General features: G+C 65.1%; 22 protein-coding genes. 17 read left to right on the forward strand and 5 right to left on the reverse strand.

Features of this window, described 5'->3' with window-relative positions; genetic code table 11:
- Positions 1–196: 196 nt before the first annotated feature.
- Both AC1RGE_RS30005 and AC1RGE_RS30010 read right to left on the reverse strand, forming a co-directional pair.
- Complete coding sequence (locus AC1RGE_RS30005) at positions 197–829, reverse strand: LysE family translocator (protein WP_015634690.1); 633 nt, start codon at positions 827–829, stop codon at positions 197–199.
- Positions 830–870: 41 nt separating this feature from the next.
- Positions 871–1,497: an alanyl-tRNA editing protein gene (locus tag AC1RGE_RS30010; RefSeq protein WP_011060090.1), complete on the reverse strand. Its 627-nt coding sequence runs from the start codon at positions 1,495–1,497 to the stop codon at positions 871–873.
- Positions 1,498–1,586: 89 nt separating this feature from the next.
- On the opposite strand from AC1RGE_RS30010, the gene AC1RGE_RS30015 reads away from it, so the two are divergent.
- Positions 1,587–2,540, forward strand: a complete 954-nt coding sequence (locus tag AC1RGE_RS30015; RefSeq protein WP_011060091.1) for a LysR family transcriptional regulator — start codon at positions 1,587–1,589, stop codon at positions 2,538–2,540.
- A gap of 106 nt (positions 2,541–2,646) precedes the next feature.
- On the opposite strand, the gene AC1RGE_RS30020 is transcribed toward AC1RGE_RS30015, so the two are convergent.
- Positions 2,647–3,054 carry a PA2817 family protein gene (locus tag AC1RGE_RS30020; protein ID WP_011060092.1) on the reverse strand — a complete coding sequence of 136 codons (408 nt, stop codon included), beginning with the start codon at positions 3,052–3,054 and terminating at the stop codon, positions 2,647–2,649.
- A gap of 86 nt (positions 3,055–3,140) precedes the next feature.
- Positions 3,141–5,588 carry an acyl-CoA dehydrogenase gene (locus tag AC1RGE_RS30025; protein WP_015634693.1) on the reverse strand — a complete coding sequence of 816 codons (2,448 nt, stop codon included), beginning with the start codon at positions 5,586–5,588 and terminating at the stop codon, positions 3,141–3,143.
- A gap of 214 nt (positions 5,589–5,802) precedes the next feature.
- Here AC1RGE_RS30025 and AC1RGE_RS30030 point away from each other — a divergent pair, with 214 nt between their 5' ends.
- The 4 genes from AC1RGE_RS30030 (at position 5,803) to AC1RGE_RS30045 (ending at position 8,969) form a co-directional block, all read left to right on the forward strand.
- Positions 5,803–6,462, forward strand: a complete 660-nt coding sequence (locus AC1RGE_RS30030) for a transglutaminase-like domain-containing protein (protein WP_011060094.1) — start codon at positions 5,803–5,805, stop codon at positions 6,460–6,462.
- 42 nt (positions 6,463–6,504) lie between these two features.
- Positions 6,505–7,128, forward strand: a complete 624-nt coding sequence (locus AC1RGE_RS30035; protein WP_011060095.1) for a glutathione S-transferase family protein — start codon at positions 6,505–6,507, stop codon at positions 7,126–7,128.
- Positions 7,129–7,260: 132 nt separating this feature from the next.
- A complete protein-coding gene (locus tag AC1RGE_RS30040) occupies positions 7,261–8,193 on the forward strand; it encodes an ABC transporter ATP-binding protein (protein WP_011060096.1) in 933 nt (310 codons plus the stop codon).
- Complete coding sequence (locus tag AC1RGE_RS30045) at positions 8,190–8,969, forward strand: ABC transporter permease (protein WP_011060097.1); 780 nt, start codon at positions 8,190–8,192, stop codon at positions 8,967–8,969. Before AC1RGE_RS30040 ends, AC1RGE_RS30045 begins: the two co-directional genes overlap by 4 nt.
- 53 nt (positions 8,970–9,022) lie before the next feature.
- Here AC1RGE_RS30045 and AC1RGE_RS30050 read toward each other — a convergent pair whose 3' ends face one another.
- Positions 9,023–9,538, reverse strand: coding sequence for a DUF2062 domain-containing protein (locus AC1RGE_RS30050; protein WP_015634695.1), 516 nt, complete (start codon positions 9,536–9,538; stop codon positions 9,023–9,025).
- A gap of 139 nt (positions 9,539–9,677) precedes the next feature.
- Here AC1RGE_RS30050 and AC1RGE_RS30055 point away from each other — a divergent pair, with 139 nt between their 5' ends.
- The 12 genes from AC1RGE_RS30055 (at position 9,678) to AC1RGE_RS30110 (ending at position 21,161) form a co-directional block, all read left to right on the forward strand.
- A complete protein-coding gene (locus tag AC1RGE_RS30055; protein ID WP_492585549.1) occupies positions 9,678–11,909 on the forward strand; it encodes a DNA internalization-related competence protein ComEC/Rec2 in 2,232 nt (743 codons plus the stop codon).
- A 102-nt stretch (positions 11,910–12,011) separates the two neighbouring features.
- Entirely contained in the window at positions 12,012–12,647 is a 636-nt protein-coding gene (locus AC1RGE_RS30060; RefSeq protein ID WP_011060100.1) for a MotA/TolQ/ExbB proton channel family protein, read from the forward strand.
- Positions 12,644–13,072, forward strand: coding sequence for an ExbD/TolR family protein (locus AC1RGE_RS30065; RefSeq protein ID WP_011060101.1), 429 nt, complete (start codon positions 12,644–12,646; stop codon positions 13,070–13,072). The genes AC1RGE_RS30060 and AC1RGE_RS30065 overlap by 4 nt, the downstream gene beginning before the upstream one ends.
- Positions 13,072–14,082 carry a tetraacyldisaccharide 4'-kinase gene (lpxK, locus tag AC1RGE_RS30070; protein WP_011060102.1) on the forward strand — a complete coding sequence of 337 codons (1,011 nt, stop codon included), beginning with the start codon at positions 13,072–13,074 and terminating at the stop codon, positions 14,080–14,082. Before AC1RGE_RS30065 ends, lpxK begins: the two co-directional genes overlap by 1 nt.
- A 24-nt stretch (positions 14,083–14,106) precedes the next feature.
- Positions 14,107–14,292: a Trm112 family protein gene (locus AC1RGE_RS30075; protein ID WP_011060103.1), complete on the forward strand. Its 186-nt coding sequence runs from the start codon at positions 14,107–14,109 to the stop codon at positions 14,290–14,292.
- Positions 14,289–15,053 carry a 3-deoxy-manno-octulosonate cytidylyltransferase gene (kdsB, locus tag AC1RGE_RS30080; RefSeq protein WP_011060104.1) on the forward strand — a complete coding sequence of 255 codons (765 nt, stop codon included), beginning with the start codon at positions 14,289–14,291 and terminating at the stop codon, positions 15,051–15,053. The genes AC1RGE_RS30075 and kdsB overlap by 4 nt, the downstream gene beginning before the upstream one ends.
- Positions 15,053–15,517 (forward strand): low molecular weight protein-tyrosine-phosphatase, encoded by a 465-nt coding sequence (locus AC1RGE_RS30085; RefSeq protein WP_015634698.1) that lies wholly within the window; start codon positions 15,053–15,055, stop codon positions 15,515–15,517. The genes kdsB and AC1RGE_RS30085 overlap by 1 nt, the downstream gene beginning before the upstream one ends.
- Complete coding sequence (murB, locus tag AC1RGE_RS30090) at positions 15,514–16,533, forward strand: UDP-N-acetylmuramate dehydrogenase (RefSeq protein WP_011060106.1); 1,020 nt, start codon at positions 15,514–15,516, stop codon at positions 16,531–16,533. The genes AC1RGE_RS30085 and murB overlap by 4 nt, the downstream gene beginning before the upstream one ends.
- Positions 16,534–16,775: 242 nt before the next feature.
- Positions 16,776–17,246 carry a (2Fe-2S)-binding protein gene (locus tag AC1RGE_RS30095; protein WP_011060107.1) on the forward strand — a complete coding sequence of 157 codons (471 nt, stop codon included), beginning with the start codon at positions 16,776–16,778 and terminating at the stop codon, positions 17,244–17,246.
- Positions 17,243–19,558, forward strand: a complete 2,316-nt coding sequence (locus AC1RGE_RS30100) for a xanthine dehydrogenase family protein molybdopterin-binding subunit (RefSeq protein WP_011060108.1) — start codon at positions 17,243–17,245, stop codon at positions 19,556–19,558. Before AC1RGE_RS30095 ends, AC1RGE_RS30100 begins: the two co-directional genes overlap by 4 nt.
- Positions 19,558–20,553 (forward strand): XdhC family protein, encoded by a 996-nt coding sequence (locus AC1RGE_RS30105; protein WP_011060109.1) that lies wholly within the window; start codon positions 19,558–19,560, stop codon positions 20,551–20,553. Before AC1RGE_RS30100 ends, AC1RGE_RS30105 begins: the two co-directional genes overlap by 1 nt.
- Complete coding sequence (locus AC1RGE_RS30110) at positions 20,550–21,161, forward strand: nucleotidyltransferase family protein (protein ID WP_041774113.1); 612 nt, start codon at positions 20,550–20,552, stop codon at positions 21,159–21,161. The genes AC1RGE_RS30105 and AC1RGE_RS30110 overlap by 4 nt, the downstream gene beginning before the upstream one ends.
- Positions 21,162–21,194 lie beyond the last annotated feature (33 nt).

Genomic DNA, 21,194 nt, shown 5'->3' on the forward strand with positions numbered 1-21,194 from the left:
CGGGAATAGCTCAGTTGGTAGAGCACGACCTTGCCAAGGTCGGGGTCGCGAGTTCGAGTCTCGTTTCCCGCTCCAAATTCACAAGAACGCCGCTCATTGAGCGGCGTTTTTGTTTGCCTGCGATTCAACACTGCAGCCAGTGCCCAGAAAAAAGGCCCGCCAGTACACCTGCGCGGGCCTTTGTCGTTTGCCTTGCCTACAGCGACAGCAGCAACCGCCCGGCGAACAGCAGCAGGATCAGCCCCATGCAGCGCTCGAACCAGTGCCCCAGGCGCATGAACAGCAAGCGCACCCGAGAGCTGGAGAAGAACAGCGCGACGATCACGAACCACAGCGCATTCACCAGGCACATCCAGGCGCCATATAGTGCCTGGATGCTCAGTGGAGTGGTGGCGCTGACCAGGGTGGTGAAGATCGCCAGGAAAAACAGGGTCGCCTTGGGGTTGGTGGCATTGGTCAGAAACCCCGTGGTAAAGGCTCGCAGCAAGGTCTGTTGGGGCTCATCGGTGGGCGCCTCGCCGGGAAGGCTGGTCTTGGCCTTGCTGCGCAGCAGGCTGATGCCCAAGTACAGAATGTAGGCGCCGCCCAGCAGCTTGGCCGCGCTCAGCAACCAGGGCGTAGCGTGCATCAGGGCGCCCACCCCCAGCAGGGTGTAGAGCACGTGCACCGAGATGCCGGCGCCGATGCCCAGGGCGGTACAGACCCCGGTCATGCGGCCAAAGCGCACGCTCTGGCGGATGGTCACGGCAAAATCCGGCCCGGGAGCGACCACCGCGAGAAAGTGAACCAGGGCCAGGGCGAGGAACTCGCCAAGATAGTTGGAGAGCATGCGGACTCCGCAAAGCAGGATGATTGAGTGGCAGGCCGGTTTCAGTCGAGGCTGTAGCTGACCGAAAGGGTGCCTTTCTTGAGTGAGACCGCGGTGATGAGCACCGCGCCCAGCTGCTGCAGGTGGCTGACGTGGGTGCCGCCGCAACCATAGGCCGGCAGTTGGCCAAAGCTGATCTGGCGCGAACCGTCCGCCATTGTGCTATGCCGTTCCAGGTCGGCCTCTATCCACTGCGCAATCGCGTCCTGCACGCTGGCGCCGTCGATCTCCCGGGGCTGCTCTGCCGGTTTGAACGACACCCGGCCTTCACCTGGCCAGTGATGGGCCTTGATCGGTATCCAGCCCTGGCTTTGCACGAAGTGGCCGATCAGGTGCCCGGCGGAGTGCATGCGGCTGTTGAACAGGCGCGCGGCCTCATCGACCCGGGCCTCGAAAATGCCCGGCTCCAGCGGCTGGTCCAGGTAATGCACGATCTGCTCGCCTTCCTGGGCCACCCGCAGAACGGCGGCCTGGCCGATCCAGCCGGTATCGCTGGGCTGGCCGCCACCCTGGGGGTGGAAGGGCGTGGCGTTGAGGGTGATCGCGAATTGCTGTTCGTGGGGGATGCAGCTCAGGACCTCGACGGAGGTCAGTAACTGGTCATTGTCGTAATACAGGCGCCGCGTCATTTCTCTAACCCTGGAATTCAGTGTTTTTTTATTATGCGGCCTGGGCAATTGCGTGATAATCCGTTCGAAACTCAATGGACTATTGCGTCATGAGCATAAATCTACCCCTGCCTTTGCTGGCAGAAATGGCCATTTTCGTCAGGGTCGTGGAGACCGGCAGCTTCTCCGAGGCGGCACGCCAGCTGGGCTCCTCGCCTTCGGCGGTCAGCCGCAGCATCTCGCGCCTGGAAAAGGCCCTGGCCACCCGGTTGTTGCAGCGCACCACACGCAAGTTGCGCTTGAGCGACGGTGGCGAAGAGGTGTTCAAGCGTTGCAGTGAAATGGTCAGTGCGGCCCGTTCGGTGATGGAGGTCAGCGGCCAGTTCACCCACGAAGCCGAAGGCGTGGTGCGGGTCAGCGTGCCCAAGGCGGTGGGGCGTTTCGTGGTGCACCCGCACATGCCGGAGTTTCTGCGGCGCTATCCCCAGGTCGATGTGGAACTGCTGCATGAGGACCGCGATGTCGACCTGATTGACGACAACGTCGACCTGGCGATCCGCATCACCGACCGCCCGCCGCCCGGGTTGATCGGCCGCCAGCTGTTGCGCATCGATCACCTGCTCTGTGCCACCCCGCAGTACCTGGCCGAGCACGGTACGCCGGCCCATCCCCAGGACCTGCGCCAGCACAGTTGCATCTACCTGGGCGAGACCCCCAGCGATGCGCGCTGGAAATTCACCCAGGGCAGCAAGGCGGTCACGGTGGGGGTGCGCGGGCGCTATGCGGCCAACCACACCGGGGTGCGCCTGGATGCGGTGCTGCAACACCTGGGGATCGGCAGCCTGCCGTACTTCACCGCGCGCCATGCCCTGGAGCAGGGGCTGATCGTCCAGGTGCTGCCGGAGTGGACCTTCCTGGCCTCCTACCACGGCGGTGCCTGGCTGCTGCATTCACCGACCCGTTACCTGCCGCCCAAGTTGCGGGTTTTCATCGACTACCTGGTGGAGTGCCTGGCCAAGGAGCCGACCCTCAACCGCCCGGGCAAAGCGGAACGCCCGCTGTAGGAGCTGGCTTGCCAGAGAACTCTCTGACAAGCCGGCGCTAAAAGGCGCCCATGAAAAAGGCCCGCCGGGCGAACCGTGCGGGCCTTGGTTGCGCCGGGCGCAGTGATCAGTGCTTGCTGTCCTGGGCAGAAAGCGCCAGCAGCTGCTTTTCCTGGTTCCAGTCGAAGGGCTCGTCGTTCTGCTCGGCTTCGAAACGGCGCTCTTCCAGGGCCTGGTACAGGTCGATTTCTTCATCGGGCATGTAGTGCAGGCAGTCACCGGCGAAGAACCACAGCAGGTCACGAGGCACCAGGTGGGCGATCTGCGGGTAGCGCTGCATGATCTGGCACAGCAGGTCCTGGCCCAGGTACTGGCTTTCGATCGGGTCGATCGGCAGCGAGGCGCGCAGTTCGTCGAAGCGCTCCAGGAACAGCGCGTGGCTTTCCTCGGGCACCTGTTCGGCTTCACCTACGGCGACCAGGATGCTGCGCAGGTGGTCCAGCAGGACGAGATGATCGGCGACGATGTTGGACATGACAGGGTCCTCAAGAGCAAAACGGGCGCGGGAGTATATAGCTCCCGCGCCCGGTTTCATAATCGACCTGCCCCGAAGGCGGCCGTCTAGCGGGTCTTGCCTTCGCTTAGGGTCAGCTCCTCCTTAGCAAAATCATCCACATCGATGACCTTGCGCCGCGCCGCCTCGGCCTCGTGCAGGCTCTGGGCCTCGGCGGCCTGCAGCACGCCGGCTTCCAGCGCCGCGTCGATGGCCGATTCGCCGGCAGCCGGTTTGACCTGGCCGCTTTTCAGCGCTTCGTGGAGCTTCTTGTGCAACGGGTGCACGGCGCTCAGCAGGTTGCTGGCATGTTGCAGGGCGCCCACCGGGTCGTCCTTGGATTGCGGGCGGTAGCAGCCGGCAAGCACCGCTTCCAGGGCCGGATCGCCCTGGGCTCGACCGATGATCGCCGCCACTTCGGCATCCAGCTGGTCCGATGGCCCGGTATGGCGACGGCCGAAGGGGAACACCAGCACCCGCAGCACGCAACCGAACACCCGGTTGGGGAAGTTGCTGAGCAACTCGTCCAGGGCCCGTTCGGAATGCCCGAGGCTCTCTTCCATGGCCCAGGCCAGCAGGGGGCGCAGGTATTCCGGGGAGTCCAGGTCGTGGTAGCGCTTGAGCGCTGCCGACGCCAGGTACAGGTGGCTGAGCACATCCCCCAGGCGGGCGGAAAGGCGTTCGCGGCGTTTGAGTTCGCCCCCCAGCAGCATCATCGAGAAGTCCGCCAGCAGGGCGAAGGCCGCGGCCTGGCGGTTCAGGGCACGGAAGTAGCCCTGGCTGACCTTGTCTCCCGGAACGTGTTCGAAGTGGCCCAGGCCGAGGTTCAGCACCAGGGTGCTGGCGGCGTTGCTCACGGCGAAACCTATGTGCTTGAGCAGCAGGGCGTCGAACTCCTGCAGCGCCTGGTCGTGGTCTTCGCGACCGGCCAGGGCCATTTCCTTGAGCACGAATGGATGGCAGCGGATTGCCCCCTGGCCGAAGATCATCAGGTTGCGCGAAAGGATGTTGGCGCCTTCCACGGTGATGAAGATCGGCGCTCCTTGCCAGCTGCGGCCCAGGTAGTTGTTGGGGCCCATGATGATGCCCTTGCCGCCGTGCACGTCCATGGCGTGGCTGATGCACTCGCGGCCGCGCTCGGTGAGGTGGTACTTGAGGATCGCCGACAGCACCGAGGGTTTTTCCCCCAGGTCCACGGCGTTGGCAGTGAGCATGCGTGCACTGTCCATCAGCCAGGCATTGCCGCCGAGGCGGGCCAGAGCCTCCTGGATGCCCTCGAAGGCGGCGAGGGGCACGTTGAACTGCTCCCGCACCTGGGCGTACTGGCCGGTCACCAGGCTGGTGAATTTGGCGGCGCCGGTGCCCACCGCGGGCAGGGAGATCGAACGGCCCACGGACAGGCAATTCATCAGCATCATCCAGCCCTTGCCGAGCATTTCCTGGCCGCCGATGAGGAAGTCCAGGGGAATGAACACGTCCTTGCCGGAGTTCGGGCCGTTCATGAAGGCCGCGCCCAGGGGCAGGTGGCGGCGGCCGATATCCACCCCGGGGGTGTCGGTGGGGATCAGTGCCAGGCTGATGCCCAGGTCTTCCTGGTCGCCCAGCAGGTGGTCCGGGTCATGGGCCTTGAAGGCCAGGCCGAGCAGGGTGGCCACCGGGCCCAGGGTGATGTAGCGCTTTTCCCAGTTCAGGCGCAGGCCCAGGGTTTCTTCACCCTGCCATTGGCCTTTGCAGATGATCCCGGTGTCGGGCATGGCCCCTGCATCGGAGCCGGCCAGGGGGCCGGTGAGGGCGAAGCAGGGAATGTCGTCGCCCCGGGCCAGCCGCGGCAGGTAGTGATTGCGCTGTTCGTCGGTGCCGTAGTGCAGCAGCAGTTCGGCCGGGCCCAGGGAGTTGGGCACCATCACGGTGGAGGCCAGGTCGCCGCTGCGGGTGGCCAGCTTCATGGCCACCTGGGAGTGGGCGTAGGCCGAGAAGCCCTTGCCGCCGAACTCCTTGGGAATGATCAGGGCAAAGAAACCGTGCTCCTTGATGTGGGCCCAGGCTTCGGCCGGCAGGTCCATGTGCTGGCCGATCTGCCAGTCGCTGACCATGGCGCACAGCTCCTCGGTCGGGCCGTCGATGAACGCCTGCTCTTCTTCGGTCAACTGGGCCTTGGGGTAGGCCAGCAAGGTATTCCAGTCGGGGCGGCCACTGAACAGCTCGCCGTCCCACCAGACGGTGCCGGCATCGATGGCATCGCGCTCGGTCTGGGACATCGGCGGCAGAACCTTCTGGAACCAGCTGAACAGCGGCGCACTGAAATACTTGCGCCGCAGATCGGGCAGCAGCAGAGGGGCGGCGACCGCTGCCAGCAGCACCCAGAAAATCAGCAGCAGCCAGCCGGGGGCACGGCTAAAGGCGCCCATGGCCAAGAGGTAGATGGCGACCACGCCGAGGGCGGGCAGGGGGGCGGTACGGCGATGGGCCAGGTAGGCCACTGCGAGCACCAGAACCAGTATCCACAACAACAGCATATTCAATCCTCCGTGAAACCAGGGGTGAAATCACCCTCAGAGCGTAGTCGGCCTTCGACAGCGCGGGTGAGCAGGGCAGTGCGGGTGCAATGCAAGTCTGTATCTTGCGGGCCAGGCCCGGTTGATCGTGGGGGCCATGATCTTTGGCCGATACGTCGTTATCACTGGGGCGAACGCCTCGATAGACTCAGGCTTCCTCTCGGAGGTCATGCCCATGCACGAGTACCTGCGTCCCAGCCGCTTCATCGATAGTGACCACCCGGCGGTGGTGGAGTTCGCCGAAACTCATCGCGGTGCCAGCCGCGATCCCCGACAGCAGGCCGTCAGCCTCTATTACGCGGTGCGCGAGGCCGTACGCTACAACTTCTACAGTTTCAGCCGTGATCCCCAGACCTTGCGCGGCAGCCATGCCCTGGCCACCGGCGAGAGCTATTGCGTGCCCAAGGCCACCTTGCTCGCCGGTTGTGCCCGGCATTGCGGGATACCGGCGCGCATCGGCCTGGCCGATGTGCGCAATCACCTGTCCACACCCAGGCTGCTGGAGCTGCTGCGCAGCGATGTGTTCGCCATGCACGGCTACACCGAGTTCTATCTGCAGGGTCGTTGGGTCAAGGCCACGCCGGCGTTCAACCGGCAATTGTGTGAAATGTTCGATGTGGCGCCGCTGGATTTCGACGGCCTGGAGGACAGCGTTTTCCAGCCTTTCAATCGCCAGGGCGAACAGTCGATGGAGTACCTGGTGGACCACGGGCAGTTTGCCGACGTGCCGCAGGAGCTGTTTTTCGGCCACCTGGAAAAATGCTACCCGCACCTGTTCGACGCGCAGCAGCCGCAAGTGCTGGCAGACCTGCGCGGCGATTTGAGTCGCGGCTGATCAGGCGTAGACTGCCCCGGCATTCATTACTGAGGGATGGTCATGCTGAAGATCTGGGGTCGCAAGAACTCGTCGAATGTCAGGAAGGCACTCTGGTGCGCGCAGGAACTGGGGCTCGCCTATGAGTCCCTGGACGCCGGCGGCGCCTTTGGGGTGGTGGACACCCCGGCGTACCGGGCGCTGAACCCCAATGGCCGGATTCCACTGATTGAAGACGGCGACTTCGTGCTCTGGGAGTCCAATACCATCGTGCGCTACCTGGCTGCGCGCTACGCCGCCGATAGCCACTGGTACCCGGCCGACGTGCAACTGCGGGCCAGCGCCGAGAAGTGGATGGACTGGACCACCTCGACCTTCGCTGAACCCTTCCGGCATCTGTTCTGGGGGGTGTTGCGCACCCCGGCCGAGCAGCAGGACTGGGCGCAGATCAACGCCGCCAAGGCCACGTGTGCCGAGCTGCTGGCGCGGGTCGATCAGGCCCTGGGCGAGCAGCCTTACCTGTCCGGGCAGGAGATCGGCGTGGGCGACATTCCCCTCGGCAGTTTCATCTACGCTTGGTTCGAGATGCCCATCGAGCGTCCTTCCATGCCCCATCTGCAAGCCTGGTATGAGCGCTTGAAACAGCGCCCGGCCTATCGCCAGGCCGTGATGACCGCGTTGACTTAATACCCACTATCGATACGGGTGACTGTACTTGCACGACGCAGGCACGCAACATGGCGGGCGTCCGGCGTCGTAGCAATCGGCTCGGGCCGCCCTTACTTATAAAATTCCCCCTTCTTGGTGCATGAATCCGATATGAGTTCCGCTCTGTCCATCCGGCAGCTAACCAAAACCTACGGCAACGGTTTCCAGGCCCTGAGTGGTATCGATCTGGATGTCGCCGAAGGTGACTTTTTCGCCCTGCTCGGTCCTAACGGGGCCGGCAAATCCACCACCATCGGCATTCTCTCGACCCTGGTGAACAAGACCAGCGGTACGGTGAGCGTCTTCGGCCACGACCTGGATCGTGAGCCGGCGGCGCTCAAGCGTTGCATCGGCGTGGTGCCGCAGGAATTCAACTTCAACCAGTTCGAGAAAACCTTCGACATCGTCGTGACCCAGGCCGGCTACTACGGCATTCCGGCGAAGATCGCCAAGCAGCGCGCCGAGCAGTACCTGACCCAGCTCGGCCTGTGGGACAAGCGCGATGTGCCTTCGCGTTCCCTGTCCGGTGGCATGAAGCGGCGCCTGATGATCGCCCGCGCGCTGGTGCATGAACCGCGCCTGTTGATCCTTGACGAACCTACCGCCGGGGTCGATATCGAGCTGCGCCGTTCCATGTGGAGCTTTCTTACCGAGCTCAACCAGAAAGGCATCACCATCATCCTCACCACCCACTACCTGGAAGAGGCTGAGCAGCTGTGCCGCAACATCGGCATCATCGACCACGGCACCATCGTCGAGAACACCAGCATGCGCCAGTTGCTCAGCCAACTGCATGTGGAGACTTTCCTCCTCGACCTGAAGAACGACCTGAGCGTGGCGCCGCAACTGGCCGGCTATCCGACCCGGCTGGTGGACAGCCATACCCTGGAGGTCCAGGTGGACAAGGCCGTGGGCATCACCGCGCTGTTCGGCCAACTGGCCCTGCAGAACATCGAGGTGCTGAGCCTGCGTAACAAAACCAACCGTCTTGAGGAGTTGTTCGTGTCCCTGGTGGAGAAGAATCTGTCGAAGGTGGCGGTATGAGTTCGGAGTTCAAACCCAACCTGGTGGCGCTCAACACCATTGTCTATCGCGAAGTCCGGCGCTTCACCCGGATCTGGCCGCAGACCCTGCTGCCCCCGGCCATCACCATGGTCCTGTACTTCGTCATCTTCGGTAACCTGATCGGCCGGCAGATCGGCGACATGGGTGGTTTCACCTACATGGAGTACATCGTCCCGGGGCTGATCATGATGTCGGTGATCACCAACTCCTACGGCAACGTGGTATCGAGCTTCTTCGGCAGCAAGTTCCAGCGCTCCATCGAGGAGTTGATGGTCTCGCCGTTGTCGCCCCATACCATTCTCATCGGCTACACCTTGGGCGGGGTGCTGCGGGGGCTGATGGTGGGTGTCATCGTGACGCTGCTGTCGCTGTTCTTCACCACGCTGCAGGTGCACCACCTGGGCATCACAGTGCTGGTGGTAGTGCTGACCGCGACCATCTTCTCGCTGCTGGGCTTCATCAACGCAGTCTTTGCACGCAACTTCGACGATATCTCGATCATCCCGACCTTCGTGCTGACGCCCCTGACCTACCTGGGCGGGGTGTTCTACTCGATCAACCTGCTGCCGCCGTTCTGGCAGACGGTGTCCCTGGCCAACCCGGTGCTGCACATGGTCAACGCCTTCCGTTTCGGCATCCTCGGGGTGTCGGACATCAAGATCAGCATCGCCATTACCTTCATGCTGGTGGCCACCCTGGTGCTGTATATCGGTTGCGCACGGCTGCTCGTGAGCGGGCGCGGCATGCGTCAGTAAATGCCTTTAGTGCGTCATGCAAACGGCCTCCCTCGGGAGGCCGTTTTCGTTGGTCACTGCCGTTGCTGCTTGCGCCTGGACCATTGGCGCGCGACCCACCAGCGCCAATAGAGCATGGTCAGGCAATAGGCAGTGGCCCCCAGCACCAGCCCGGCCACCACCGAGCCGAGGAGGAAGGGTTGCCACAGGGTTGCCAGCTGGCTGCTGATCCACTCCCAGGTCAGCTCGTCGGGCAGGGTGCGCGGCGGCACGTTCATCAGCCAGGCCCCCAGTTGGTAGGTGCAGAAGAACACCGGCGGCATGGTGATGGGGTTGGTCAACCAGACCAGGCTGACACTGATGGGCATATTGCCGCGCAGCCAGATGGCCAGTACCGCAGCCAGCAACATCTGCATCGGAATGGGAATAAAGGCGGCGAACAGGCCCACGGCCATGGCCCGGGCCACCGAGTGTCGATTGAGGTGCCAGAGGTTGGCGTCATGCAGCAGGGTGCCGAGAAAGCGTAAGGACTTGTGTTCCCGGATGCTGGTCGGATCTGGCATGTAACGTTTGAATAAGCGCCGGGGCATAAGGCTTCTCGGTCGGGTCAGGCGACGATTATGACCGGATTCTAGTCGGCGAAAATTCAGACATTGTGACAAATGATAAAGCCGTGCTGCCCATCCTCGACTAAGCCAAGAGTATGAACTCCCAAGGAGGGGCGGGCGGATGCGTAGCGCAATGCTGGCGCTGGCTGCAGGGCTGCTGGCGCTGGGTTTCATGCCGGCCTTGCCCCCAGGCTGGCTGCTGCTGTGTATGGCGATACTGGCCTTGATGCTGTTGCCGTTTCGTACACATCCGGTGGCATTTTTCCTGTTCGGTTTCACCTGGGCCTGTGTCTCCGCGCAGTCGGCCCTGGATGATCGCCTGGCGCCGCGCCTGGAGGCACAGACCCGCTGGCTGGAGGGGCGGGTGAGCGGCCTGCCGGAGCAGGCGGGCGGCGTGGTGCGTTTCGAGCTGGAAGATGCCCAGGCCCGCCGTGAGCGGCTGCCCCGGCGCATGCGGCTGGCCTGGCGTGAGGGCCCGGCGCTCAAGAGTGGCGAGCGCTGGCGGCTGGCGGTCAAGCTTCGCCAGCCGATGGGTTTGTTGAATCCCCAGGGCTTCGATTACCAGGCCTGGCTGCTGGCGCGCCGTATCGGCGCCACCGGCACGGTCAAGGCCGGGCAGTTGCTGGCACCGGCCCCGCAGGCCTGGCGGCAAGGCTTGCGCCAGCGCTTGCTAGAGGTCGAGGCACAGGGGCGCGGTGCGGGGCTGGCGGCGCTGGTGATGGGCGACGGTTCCGGCCTGACGCGGCAAGACTGGCAGCTGTTGCAGGACACCGGCACCGTCCACCTGATGGTGATTTCCGGGCAGCACATCAGCCTGCTGGCGGGGGTGATCTATTTCGCGGTGGCCGGGCTGGGCCGCCATGGTCTCTGGCCCGAGCGCTTGCCGTGGTTGCCCTGGGCCTGTGCCCTGGCCTGGCTCGGCGCCCTGGGCTACGGCCTGCTGGCGGGGTTCGATGTGCCAGTGCAGCGCGCCTGTGTGATGGTCGCCCTGGTACTGCTCTGGCGCATGCGCTTTCGCCATCTGCGGGCCGGCTGGCCCCTGCTGCTGGCGTTGAATGCGGTGTTGCTGGCCGAGCCGCTGGCCAGCTTGCAGGCGGGGTTCTGGCTGTCCTTTGCCGCAGTGGCAATCCTGATCTTGATCTTTGCCGGGCGCCTGGGGGCGTGGAGCTGGTGGCAGGGCTGGACCCGGGCCCAATGGTTGATCGCCATTGGCCTGCTGCCGCCGTTGCTGGCTCTGGGGCTGCCTATCAGCCTCAGCGGGCCGCTGGCCAATTTGCTGGCGGTGCCCTGGATCAGCTTTCTGGTGTTGCCGCCGGCTTTGCTCGGCAGCCTGCTGCTGCCGGTGCCTTATGTGGGTGAGGGCCTGTTGTGGCTGGCCGGTGGATTGCTGGACGGGTTGTTCCGCTTGCTCGGATTGATTGCCGGTGGGTGGCCGGCCTGGGTGCCGCCGCAGATCCCTCTGTGGCTATGGGGCATGAATGCTCTGGGCTGCCTGTTGCTGCTGTTGCCCAGGGGCGTGCCCATGCGGGTTCTGGGTTGGCCGCTGTTGCTCCTGGCGGTCTGGCCACCCCTGGCGCGCGTGCCCGAAGGCGAGGTGGAGGTCTGGCAGCTGGATGTGGGGCAGGGCCTGTCATTCATCCTGCGTACCCGTGATCACGCCCTGCTGTATGACGCTGGCGCGCGGGTCGCCGAGTTCGACCTGGGAGAGCGAGTGGTAGTGCCGACCCTGCACAGGCTCGGCATCCGGCGGCTGGACCTGATGCTGCTCAGCCATGCCGACAACGACCATGCCGGTGGCGCCCAGGCGGTGCAGCGCGCAATGCCCGTGGGCGAGGTCCGCGGAGGCCAGCCCGAAGCCTTGCCCGCGGGCCTGCAGGCAAGGCCTTGCGACAGTGGGCTGAGCTGGGTGTGGAATGGCGTGCGCTTTCGCCAGTGGCAATGGGCGGCGGCGACCGACGGCAATCAGGCTTCGTGCGTGCTCCAGGTCGAGGCTGCCGGCGAGCGCCTGCTGCTCACCGGGGACATCGACGCCCGTGCCGAACGCGCCTTGCTCGACAGCCCGCTGGCGGTGCGGACCCACTGGCTGCAGGCACCCCATCACGGCAGCCGCACCTCTTCATCCATGGCCTTGCTGCAACGGCTGGCCCCCGACGCGGTGCTGATTTCCCGTGGGCGGGGCAATGCCTTCGGTCACCCCCATCCTCAAGTGCTGGCACGCTATCGGCGCCTGGACATGGCAATTTATGACAGCGCCGAACAGGGTGCCCTGAGGCTGCAACTGGGGGCCTTCGGGGCGGCGCAAGGCCTTCGCGAGCAGCGGCGATTCTGGCGTGAGCCGCCCGCAATGCCTTAAATAACCGTGGGTTATTAAAGCCTTTGAGCATGCGACATCACGGTCTTCGGTGCGTCCGGCCCCTATGTTAGAGTGGCGCACTTTTTCGAGGGGGCTGTCACTGTGTGGGAATTGGTCAAATCCGGCGGCTGGATGATGTTGCCGATCATTCTGAGTTCCATTGCTGCCGTGGGCATCATTGCCGAGCGTCTGTGGACCCTGCGGGCCAGCCGTGTCACCCCGCCCCACCTGCTGGGGCAGGTCTGGCGCTGGATCAAGGACAAGCAGCTGAACAAGGAAAAGCTCAAGGAACTGCGCGCCGATTCGCCCCTGGGCGAGATTCTGGCGGCGGGCCTGGCCAACTCCAAGCATGGCCGCGAGATCATGAAGGAATGCATCGAAGAGGCTGCCGCCCGGGTCATCCATGAGCTGGAACGCTACCTCAACGCCCTCGGCACCATTGCCGCCATGGCACCGCTGCTGGGCCTGCTGGGCACCGTGCTGGGCATGATCGACATCTTCAGTTCGTTCATGGGCTCGGGCATGACCACCAACGCGCACATCCTCGCAGGCGGTATTTCCAAAGCCCTGATCACCACCGCCGCCGGCCTGATGGTGGGCATTCCCTCGGTGTTCTTCCACCGCTTCCTGCAACGCCGGGTCGATGAACTGGTGGTGGGCATGGAGCAGGAGGCGATCAAGCTGGTGGAAGTGATCCAGGGCGACCGCGATGTCGATCTGGCCGAGGGCAAAGCGTGAAATTCCGTCGCAAGCCCCGGGAAACCGTGGACATCAACCTGGCGTCGTTGATCGACGTGGTGTTCATCCTGCTGCTGTTCTTTGTTGTCACCACCACCTTCACCCGGGAAACCGAGCTGCGGGTCGACCTGCCGGAAGCGGTCAGCGGCTCGCCGGCCGAAGACCAGCAGGTCAAGCAACTGGATATCGCCATCAGCGCCGACGGCGTGTTTTCGGTGAACAACCAGGTCCTGCCCAAAAATGACCTGGAGACCTTGATCGAGGCCCTGCAGAAGGAGTCGGCGGGCGACACCAACCTGCCGCTGTCCATCAGCGCCGACGGCAAGACCCAGCATCAAGCGGTGATCACTGCCATGGATGCAGCCGGCAAGCTCGGTTTCAGCCACCTGCGCATGACCACCGTCGAGGCGGACCCGGCACCCTGATGGCACTTTCCGATCGCCTGCTCAATGCCTGGTACAACGGCCACCCCGCGCTGAAACTGCTGCGCCCCCTGGAATGTCTGTATCGCCGAGTGGTGACGGGCAAGCGCCAGCGCTTTCTTGCCGGTGAGGGGGCGATCTATCAACCACCAGTGCCGCTGATCGTGGTGGGCAACATCACCGTCGGCGGCACCGGCAAGACGCCGTTGATCCTGTGGCTGGTGGAGCACTGCCAGCGCCTCGGGTTGCGGGTCGGGGTGGTCAGCCGCGGCTACGGGGCCAAGCCGGCGCAACTGCCCTGGCGCGTCAGCGCCGAAGATTGCGCCGCGGTGGCCGGTGATGAGCCGCTGCTGATCGTCCAGCGCTGCGGCGTGCCGCTGATGATCGATCCGGATCGCGGCCGCGCGGTACAGGCCCTGCTGGCCGCCGAGCCGCTGGACCTGATCCTGTCCGACGACGGCCTGCAGCACTACCGCCTGGCCCGTGACCTGGAGCTGGTACTGATCGATGCCGCCCGCGGCCTGGGCAACCGCCGCTGCCTGCCTGCCGGGCCGCTGCGCGAGCCGGCGGAGCGTTTGCAGAGCGTCGACGCGGTGCTCTACAACGGCGCAGTTGATGACCGTGACGACGGGTTCGCCTTTCATCTCAAGCCCTCGGTGCTGGTCAACCTGCGCAGTGGCGAGCGCCGTGCGCTGGAGCATTTCGCCCCCGGCCAGGCGCTGCATGCGGTGGCGGGTATCGGCAATCCCCAGCGTTTCTTCAACACCCTTGAAACGCTACACTGGCGGCCTGTTCCCCATGCATTTGCCGATCACGCTCAATACAGTGCGCAGGCCTTGACCTTCACCCCGTCATTGCCGCTGGTCATGACCGAGAAAGATGCGGTCAAGTGCCGGGCTTTCGCGGCAGACGACTGGTGGTACCTGGCGGTCGATGCCCAGCCTTCGCCGGCCTTCGTCGCCTGGTTCGACACCCAGTTGATGCGCCTGCTGCCTGATCGTCTGCTGCCTTAATTCGCTTTTATCCAGGGAATCCTCATGGACACCAAACTGCTCGACATCCTCGCCTGCCCGATCTGCAAAGGCCCCCTCAAACTCAGCGCCGACAAGACCGAGCTGATCAGCAAGGGCGCGGGCCTTGCCTATCCGATTCGCGATGGCATCCCGGTGATGCTGGAAAGCGAAGCGCGCACCCTGACCACCGAAGAGCGCCTGGACAAATGAGCAGCGCCTTCACCGTTGTCATCCCGGCGCGCTACGCCTCCACTCGCCTGCCAGGCAAGCCGCTGCAACTGATCGCCGGCAAGCCGATGATCCAGTGGGTCTGGGAACAGGCGCGCAAGAGCAGCGCCGAGCGGGTCGTGGTGGCCACCGATGATCAGCGCATCGTCGAGGCCTGCCAGGGCTTTGGCGCCGAGGCGCTGCTGACCCGGGAAGATCACAACTCCGGCACCGACCGGCTGGCGGAAGTCGCCGCCCAGCTGGGTCTGGCCGCGGATGCGATCGTGGTCAACGTACAAGGCGACGAGCCGTTGATCCCGCCGTCGGTGATCGATCAGGTAGCGGCCAACCTGGCAGCCCACACCGAAGCGCGCATGGCCACCCTGGCCGAGCCGATCGAGGACGTGCAGACCCTGTTCAACCCCAATGTGGTCAAGGTGGTCAGCGACCTCAACGGCCTGGCCCTGACCTTCAGTCGCGCCACCTTGCCCTGGGCTCGGGATGCCTTTGCCCAGAGTCGTGAGCAACTGCCCGAAGGCGTGCCTTATCGCCGTCACATCGGCATCTATGCCTACCGCGCCGGCTTTCTTCACGACTTCGTCAGTTGGGGCCCGTGCTGGCTGGAAAACACCGAATCCCTGGAGCAACTGCGTGCCCTGTGGCATGGCGTGCGGATCCACGTGGCCGACGCCCTGGAAGCACCGCCTACCGGCGTCGATACCGCCGAAGACCTTGAGCGCGTTCGGCGCCTGCTGGAGGCCTGATGCGGGTTCTGTTCGTCTGCCTGGGCAATATCTGCCGCTCGCCCACCGCCGAAGGCGTGCTGCGCCGCAAGTTGCACGAGGCCGGCCTGGGTGACCAGGTGCAGGTCGCCTCTGCGGGCACCAGCGACTGGCACATCGGCAAGGCCCCGGACAAGCGCAGCCAGCAGGCTGCCTTGCGGCGCGGCTACGACCTGTCGGCGCAACGGGCGCAGCAGGTCGGCAGCGCCGATTTCGCTGCCTATGACCTGATCTTCGCCATGGACCAGAGCAACCTGCGCAACCTCAAGGCCCTGCAACCGGCCCGGGGCAAGGCCGAGCTGGACCTGTTCCTGCGTCGCTACGAGGCGGCGCTGGATGAAGTGCCGGATCCGTACTACGACGGCGAGCAGGGTTTCGAGCAGGTGCTGGACCTGATCGAGGATGCCTGCGACCGGCTAGTGGTCGAATTGAAGGGGCGGCTATGACCCTGGACATTCAGGCCGATGTGTCCCTCAAGCCGTTCAACAGCTTCGGGGTCGAGGTCAAGGCGAAGTGGTTTGCCCAGGCCCACAGCGACGACGAGGTACGCGAGGCCCTGGCCTATTGCGCTACCCACCAGTTGCCGCTGCTGGTGATCGGCGGCGGCAGCAACCTGCTGCTGACGGCGGATATCCAGGCCCTGGTGCTGCGCATGGCCACTCGTGGCATTCGCCTGCTCAGCGATGACGGGCAGCGGGTGGTGGTCGAGGCCGAGGCCGGGGAAACCTGGCATCCCTTTGTCCAGTGGACCCTGGAGCAGGGCCTGTCCGGGCTGGAGAACCTGAGCCTGATTCCCGGCACCGTCGGCGCCGCACCGATGCAGAACATCGGCGCCTATGGGGTGGAGATCAAGGACGTGTTCGCCGGCCTGACCGCCCTCGATCGGCAGACCGGCGAGCTGCGGGAATTCGACCTGGCGCAGTGTCAGTTCGCGTACCGCGACAGCCTGTTCAAGCATCAGGCCGGTCGCTGGTTGATCCTGCGGGTGCGCTTTGCCCTGAACCGTGTCGATCACCTGCACCTGGAATACGGTCCGGTGCGCCAGCGCCTGAGCGAGCAGGGCATCGAACAGCCGACGGCCAGCGATGTCAGCCGGGCGATCTGCAGCATCCGCAGCGAGAAGCTCCCGGACCCTGCCGTGCTGGGTAATGCCGGCAGCTTCTTCAAGAACCCGGTGGTGCCGGCGGCACTGGCGGCGCAGATCAAGCAGTCGCATCCGGGGCTGGTGGGTTACCCCCAGGCCGATGGGCAGGTGAAGCTGGCGGCCGGTTGGCTGATCGAACAGGCGGGCTGGAAGGGCTTTCGCGAGGCGGATGCCGGGGTCCATCGCTTGCAATCGCTGGTGCTGGTCAACTATGGCGGCGCCAGCGGCCTGCAGTTGCTGGAACTGGCGCGGCGGATCCAGCGCGATATCGCCGAGCGTTTCAGTGTCGAGCTGGAGATGGAGCCCAACCTCTATTAACGAGAGCCGGCTTGCGGTGGATAGCAAAAAGCCTTGCCTGGCTGACGTTCGGGCAAGGCTTTTTTGTTAATTGCGGCTTAACTTAGCAGGCTAAGAATCAGCTTTCTGCTGTTCCCAAAGGCCCGGTGAAGCCTGTCTTCACAAGAGAGCCCGATTAGCCTGAGCCGATCTGCGTGCACCGCAGCCGCGGTACTGCACGGCGGATGACTCGACCCCATCACTCAGAAAATGCGGGCGTGCCCATGATTACCCTGAAGCTCAACGGTCAAGATCATCAACTGGACGTCACCGAGGACATGCCGCTGCTGTGGGCTATCCGCGACGTGGCGGGCTACAACGGCACCAAGTTCGGCTGCGGCATGGGCCTGTGCGGCGCCTGTACGATTCATATCGACGGCGACCCGGCGCGCAGTTGCATCACGCCGATAGGCTCGGTGCAGGGCAAGAACGTCAGCACCATCGACAACCTGCATACCGACCCGGTAGGGCAGGTGGTGCAGCAGGCCTGGCTGGATACGGCGGTGGCCCAGTGCGGTTACTGCCAGGGCGGGCAGATCATGTCGGCCACTGCCTTGCTCAAGGTTCACCCCAACCCCAGCGACGAGCAGATCGAAGAGGCGATGCTCGGCAATATCTGCCGCTGCGGTACTTACAACCGGATCAAGACCGCGATCCGCCAGGCTTCCAGCCATCTGCAGGAGGCCAAGGCATGAACCGCCTACCGCAGGATTTTGCCCTGAGCAACCTCAGCCGCCGGGGCTTTCTCAAAGGTGTGGGGGCCACTGGAGCCCTGGTGCTGGCTGCGAGCTGGGGCTGGCAGGAGGCCTTTGCCGAGGACAAGAAATTCGGTGCCGACGGCATGCCCCACGGCTGGGTCGATGACCCCAAGGTCTACGTGAGCATTGCCAGCGACGGCAGCGTCACGGTGATCTGCAATCGCTCGGAGATGGGCCAGGGCGTGCGCACCAGCCTGAGCATGGTGGTGGCCGATGAACTGGACGCCGACTGGGCGCAGGTCAAGGTTCGCCAGGCACCGGGTGACGAGGTGCGTTTCGGCAACCAGGACACCGACGGCTCGCGCAGCATGCGTCATTGGTACGAGCCCATGCGCCGCTGTGGCGCGGCTGCGCGGACCATGCTGGAACAGGCCGCCGCTGCGCAGTGGCAGGTGCCATTGGCGCAGTGTCGGGCGCAGTTGCACAAGGTGGTTCACCAGCCCACCGGGCGTGAGCTGGGCTATGGCGCCCTGGCCGCTGCGGCAGGCGCCCTGGCGGTGCCTGCCCGGGATAGCCTGCGCCTGAAGCAGCCCGGGGAGTTCCGCTACATCGGCAAGGAGGCCACCCGGGCCATTGATGGCCAGGACATCGTCAACGGCCGTGCGGTGTACGGCGCCGATGTGCATTTCGACGGCATGCTGTTCGCGGCGGTGGCGCGGCCCCGGGTGTATGGCGGCAAGGTCAAGTCGGTGGATGACAGCGCAGCCTTGAAGGTACCGGGGGTGATCAAGGTCATGCCCATCGACAGCCGCCCCTTGCCTTCGGAGTTCCAGCCCCTGGGCGGCGTGGCTGTGGTGGCGAGCAACACCTGGGCGGCGATCAAGGGCCGCGATGCCTTGAGGATCGAGTGGGAGGATGGCGCCAACGCTGGCTACGACTCCATCCAATACCGCAAGCAACTGGAGGCGGCGGCGCGGCAACCGGGCAAGGTGGTGCGCAGTACCGGCAACCTGGATGAGGCCCTGAAGGGCGCCGAGAGCAGCCTGGAGGCCAGCTATTACCTGCCGCACCTGGCCCAGGCGCCGATGGAGCCGATGGTGGCCGTGGCGCGATTCCAGGACGGTCGCTGCGAGGCGTGGGCACCGAGCCAGGCGCCACAGGTGACCCGCGAGCGAATCGCCGAACGCCTGGGGATCGGCTTCGAGCAGGTCACGGTGAACGTCACGCTGCTGGGCGGCGGCTTCGGGCGCAAGTCCAAGCCCGACTTCATCCTGGAGGCTGCGATCCTGGCCAAGGCCTTTCCCGGCAAGGCGGTGCGGGTGCAGTGGACCCGCGAGGACGATATCCACAACTCCTACTTCCATACCGTGTCGGCGGAATACCTCAAGGCCGGGCTGAACAAGGACGGCCTGCCGGCGGCCTGGCTGCACCGCACCGTGGCGCCGAGCATCACCGCGCTGTTCGCCCCGGGGATGAATCACGAAGGCGCCTTCGAGCTGGGCATGGGCTTTACCAACATGGCCTACGCGATTCCCAACGTGCGCCTGGAAAACCCCGAGGCCGCGGCCCATACCCGGGTCGGCTGGTACCGTTCGGTGTCGAACATTCCCCATGGCTTCGCGATCCAGAGTTTTGTCGACGAACTGGCCCACAAGGCCGGCCAGGATCCGCTGCAGTACCAGCTCAAGCTGCTGGGGCCGGATCGTCAGATCGACCCCCGAACCCTGAGCGAGGAGTGGAACTACGGCGAATCCCCCGAGCGCTACCCCATTGATACCGGGCGCCTGCGCACGGTGCTGGAAACCGCGGCCAAGGCGGCCGGCTGGGGGCGCTCGCTGCCCAAGGGACGCGGTCTGGGGCTGGCCGTGCACTACAGCTTCGTGACCTATGTGGCGGCGGTGATCGAGGTGGAAGTGAAGGACGATGGCACGCTGATCGTGCATCAGGCCGATATCGCCGTGGATTGCGGCCCGCAGATCAACCCCGAGCGTATCCGCTCGCAATTCGAAGGGGCCTGCGTCATGGGCCTGGGCAATGCGGTGCTGGGGGAGATCAGCTTCAAGGAGGGCAAGGTCCAGCAGGACAATTTCCATATGTACGAAGTGGCGCGCATGTCCCTGGCGCCGAAACAGGTGCAGGTGCACCTGGTGACGCCGCCGGGGGACGTGCCCCTGGGCGGGGTGGGAGAGCCCGGTGTGCCGCCGATTGCGCCGGCCCTGTGCAACGCGATCTTCGCCGCCACCGGCAAGCGCATACGCAACCTGCCGGTGCGCTACCAGTTGCAGGGCTGGCAGCAGGCGAGCGCCTGATGGACAGCGTCGACCTGAATGTCCTGCGCAGTGTCCTGGAATGGCGGCGCGCCGGGCGCGGCGTGCTGCTGTACAGCGTGGTGCAGACCTGGGGCAGCGCGCCGCGGCCACCCGGCGCCATGCTGGCCCTGCGCGACGACGGGGTGGTGATCGGCTCGGTGTCCGGAGGCTGTATCGAGGATGACCTGATCAGCCGCCAGGGCGATGGGCGCCTGTCTCGCCACGGGCCGCCGGTGCAACTGGTGACCTACGGCGTGACCCTGGAGGAAGCGGCGCGATTCGGCCTGCCCTGTGGCGGCACCTTGCGCCTCACCGAAGAGCGGGTTGGCGACCCGGCCTGGGTCGCCGAATTGCTCCAGCGCTGCGAAGCCCACCAGATCGTGGCCCGGGAGCTGAACCTGGGCACCGGCCAGGTGCTGCTCAAAGCTGCGAACCGTGGCGATGAATTGGCGTTTGACGGGGTCACCCTGCGGGCGATCTACGGACCACGCTGGCGCTTGCTGCTGATCGGCGCCGGGCAGTTATCGCGCTATGTGGCGCAGATGGCCCGCTTGCTGGATTTCGAGGTGCTGATCTGCGATCCGCGCCAGGAGTTCGTGCATGGCTGGGAGGGGCAGGATGGACGTTTTGTCGCCGGGATGCCCGACGATGCGGTGCTGAGCATCGAGCCCGACGAGCGCACGGCGGTGGTGGCCCTGACCCATGATCCGCGCCTGGATGACATGGCGCTGCTGACGGCGCTCGACTCCCGGGCATTTTACGTCGGCGCCCTGGGTTCCCGGGCCAACAGCCAGAAGCGCCGGGACAATCTGGCGCTGCTGGGTCTTTCGGCGCAGGCCATCGAGCGCTTGCACGGGCCGGTCGGATTGCCCATCGGCAGCCATACGCCGGCGGAGATTGCCTTGTCGTTGCTGGCCGAAATCGTCGCGCTGAAAAATGGTGTCGAACCGCTGCAGAAGAAGCTGCCAGTGCGAGTGGCGGAGATGGTGAGGTGAGCCGCAGGCCTTGCGCAATCATCCTGGCGGCGGGGCAGGGCAGGCGTTTTCGCCAGGTGGCCGGGGCCGGGCAGGACAAGCTGCTGGCGCCCTGCCGCGGGCGTGACGGGGTGCAGCGGCCGGTGCTGGAGCAGGTACTGGTGAGCCTGCCGGTGGACGTTGCCCGGCGAGTGCTGGTGACCACGGCGGATCGACCCCAGGTGGTGGATCTGGCGCGTGCCTACGGTTGTCAGGTACTGGTGCTGGAGTCCGTGGGCATGGGGCACAGCCTGGCCGCGGCGGTGGCTGCCTGCGCCGATGCCCATGGCTGGATGGTCTGGCTGGGGGACATGCCCTTTATCCTGCCCGCCACCGCCAGTCGGGTGATGGAGGCAATGACCGAGGAGGGCATCAGCGTGCCGCGGCTGGGGGATGAGTTGGGTCATCCGGTGGGCTTTGGCCGGTCTTATGGCGCAGCGTTGCAGGGCCTGTCTGGTGATCGGGGAGCCCGGCCGCTGTTCGCTTCGGGGCGGGTGGTGGAAGTTCCGGTGACGGATCCGGGGGTGACCTGGGATGTGGACGTTCCGCAGGCGTTGCTGTTTCCGGATTGTCAGGTGCTCCAGGTATAAAAAAGCCCCGCCCGGTTACCCGGGCGGGGCTTT

The sequence above is a fragment of the Pseudomonas sp. GW823-FHT02C05 genome (assembly GCF_058797595.1).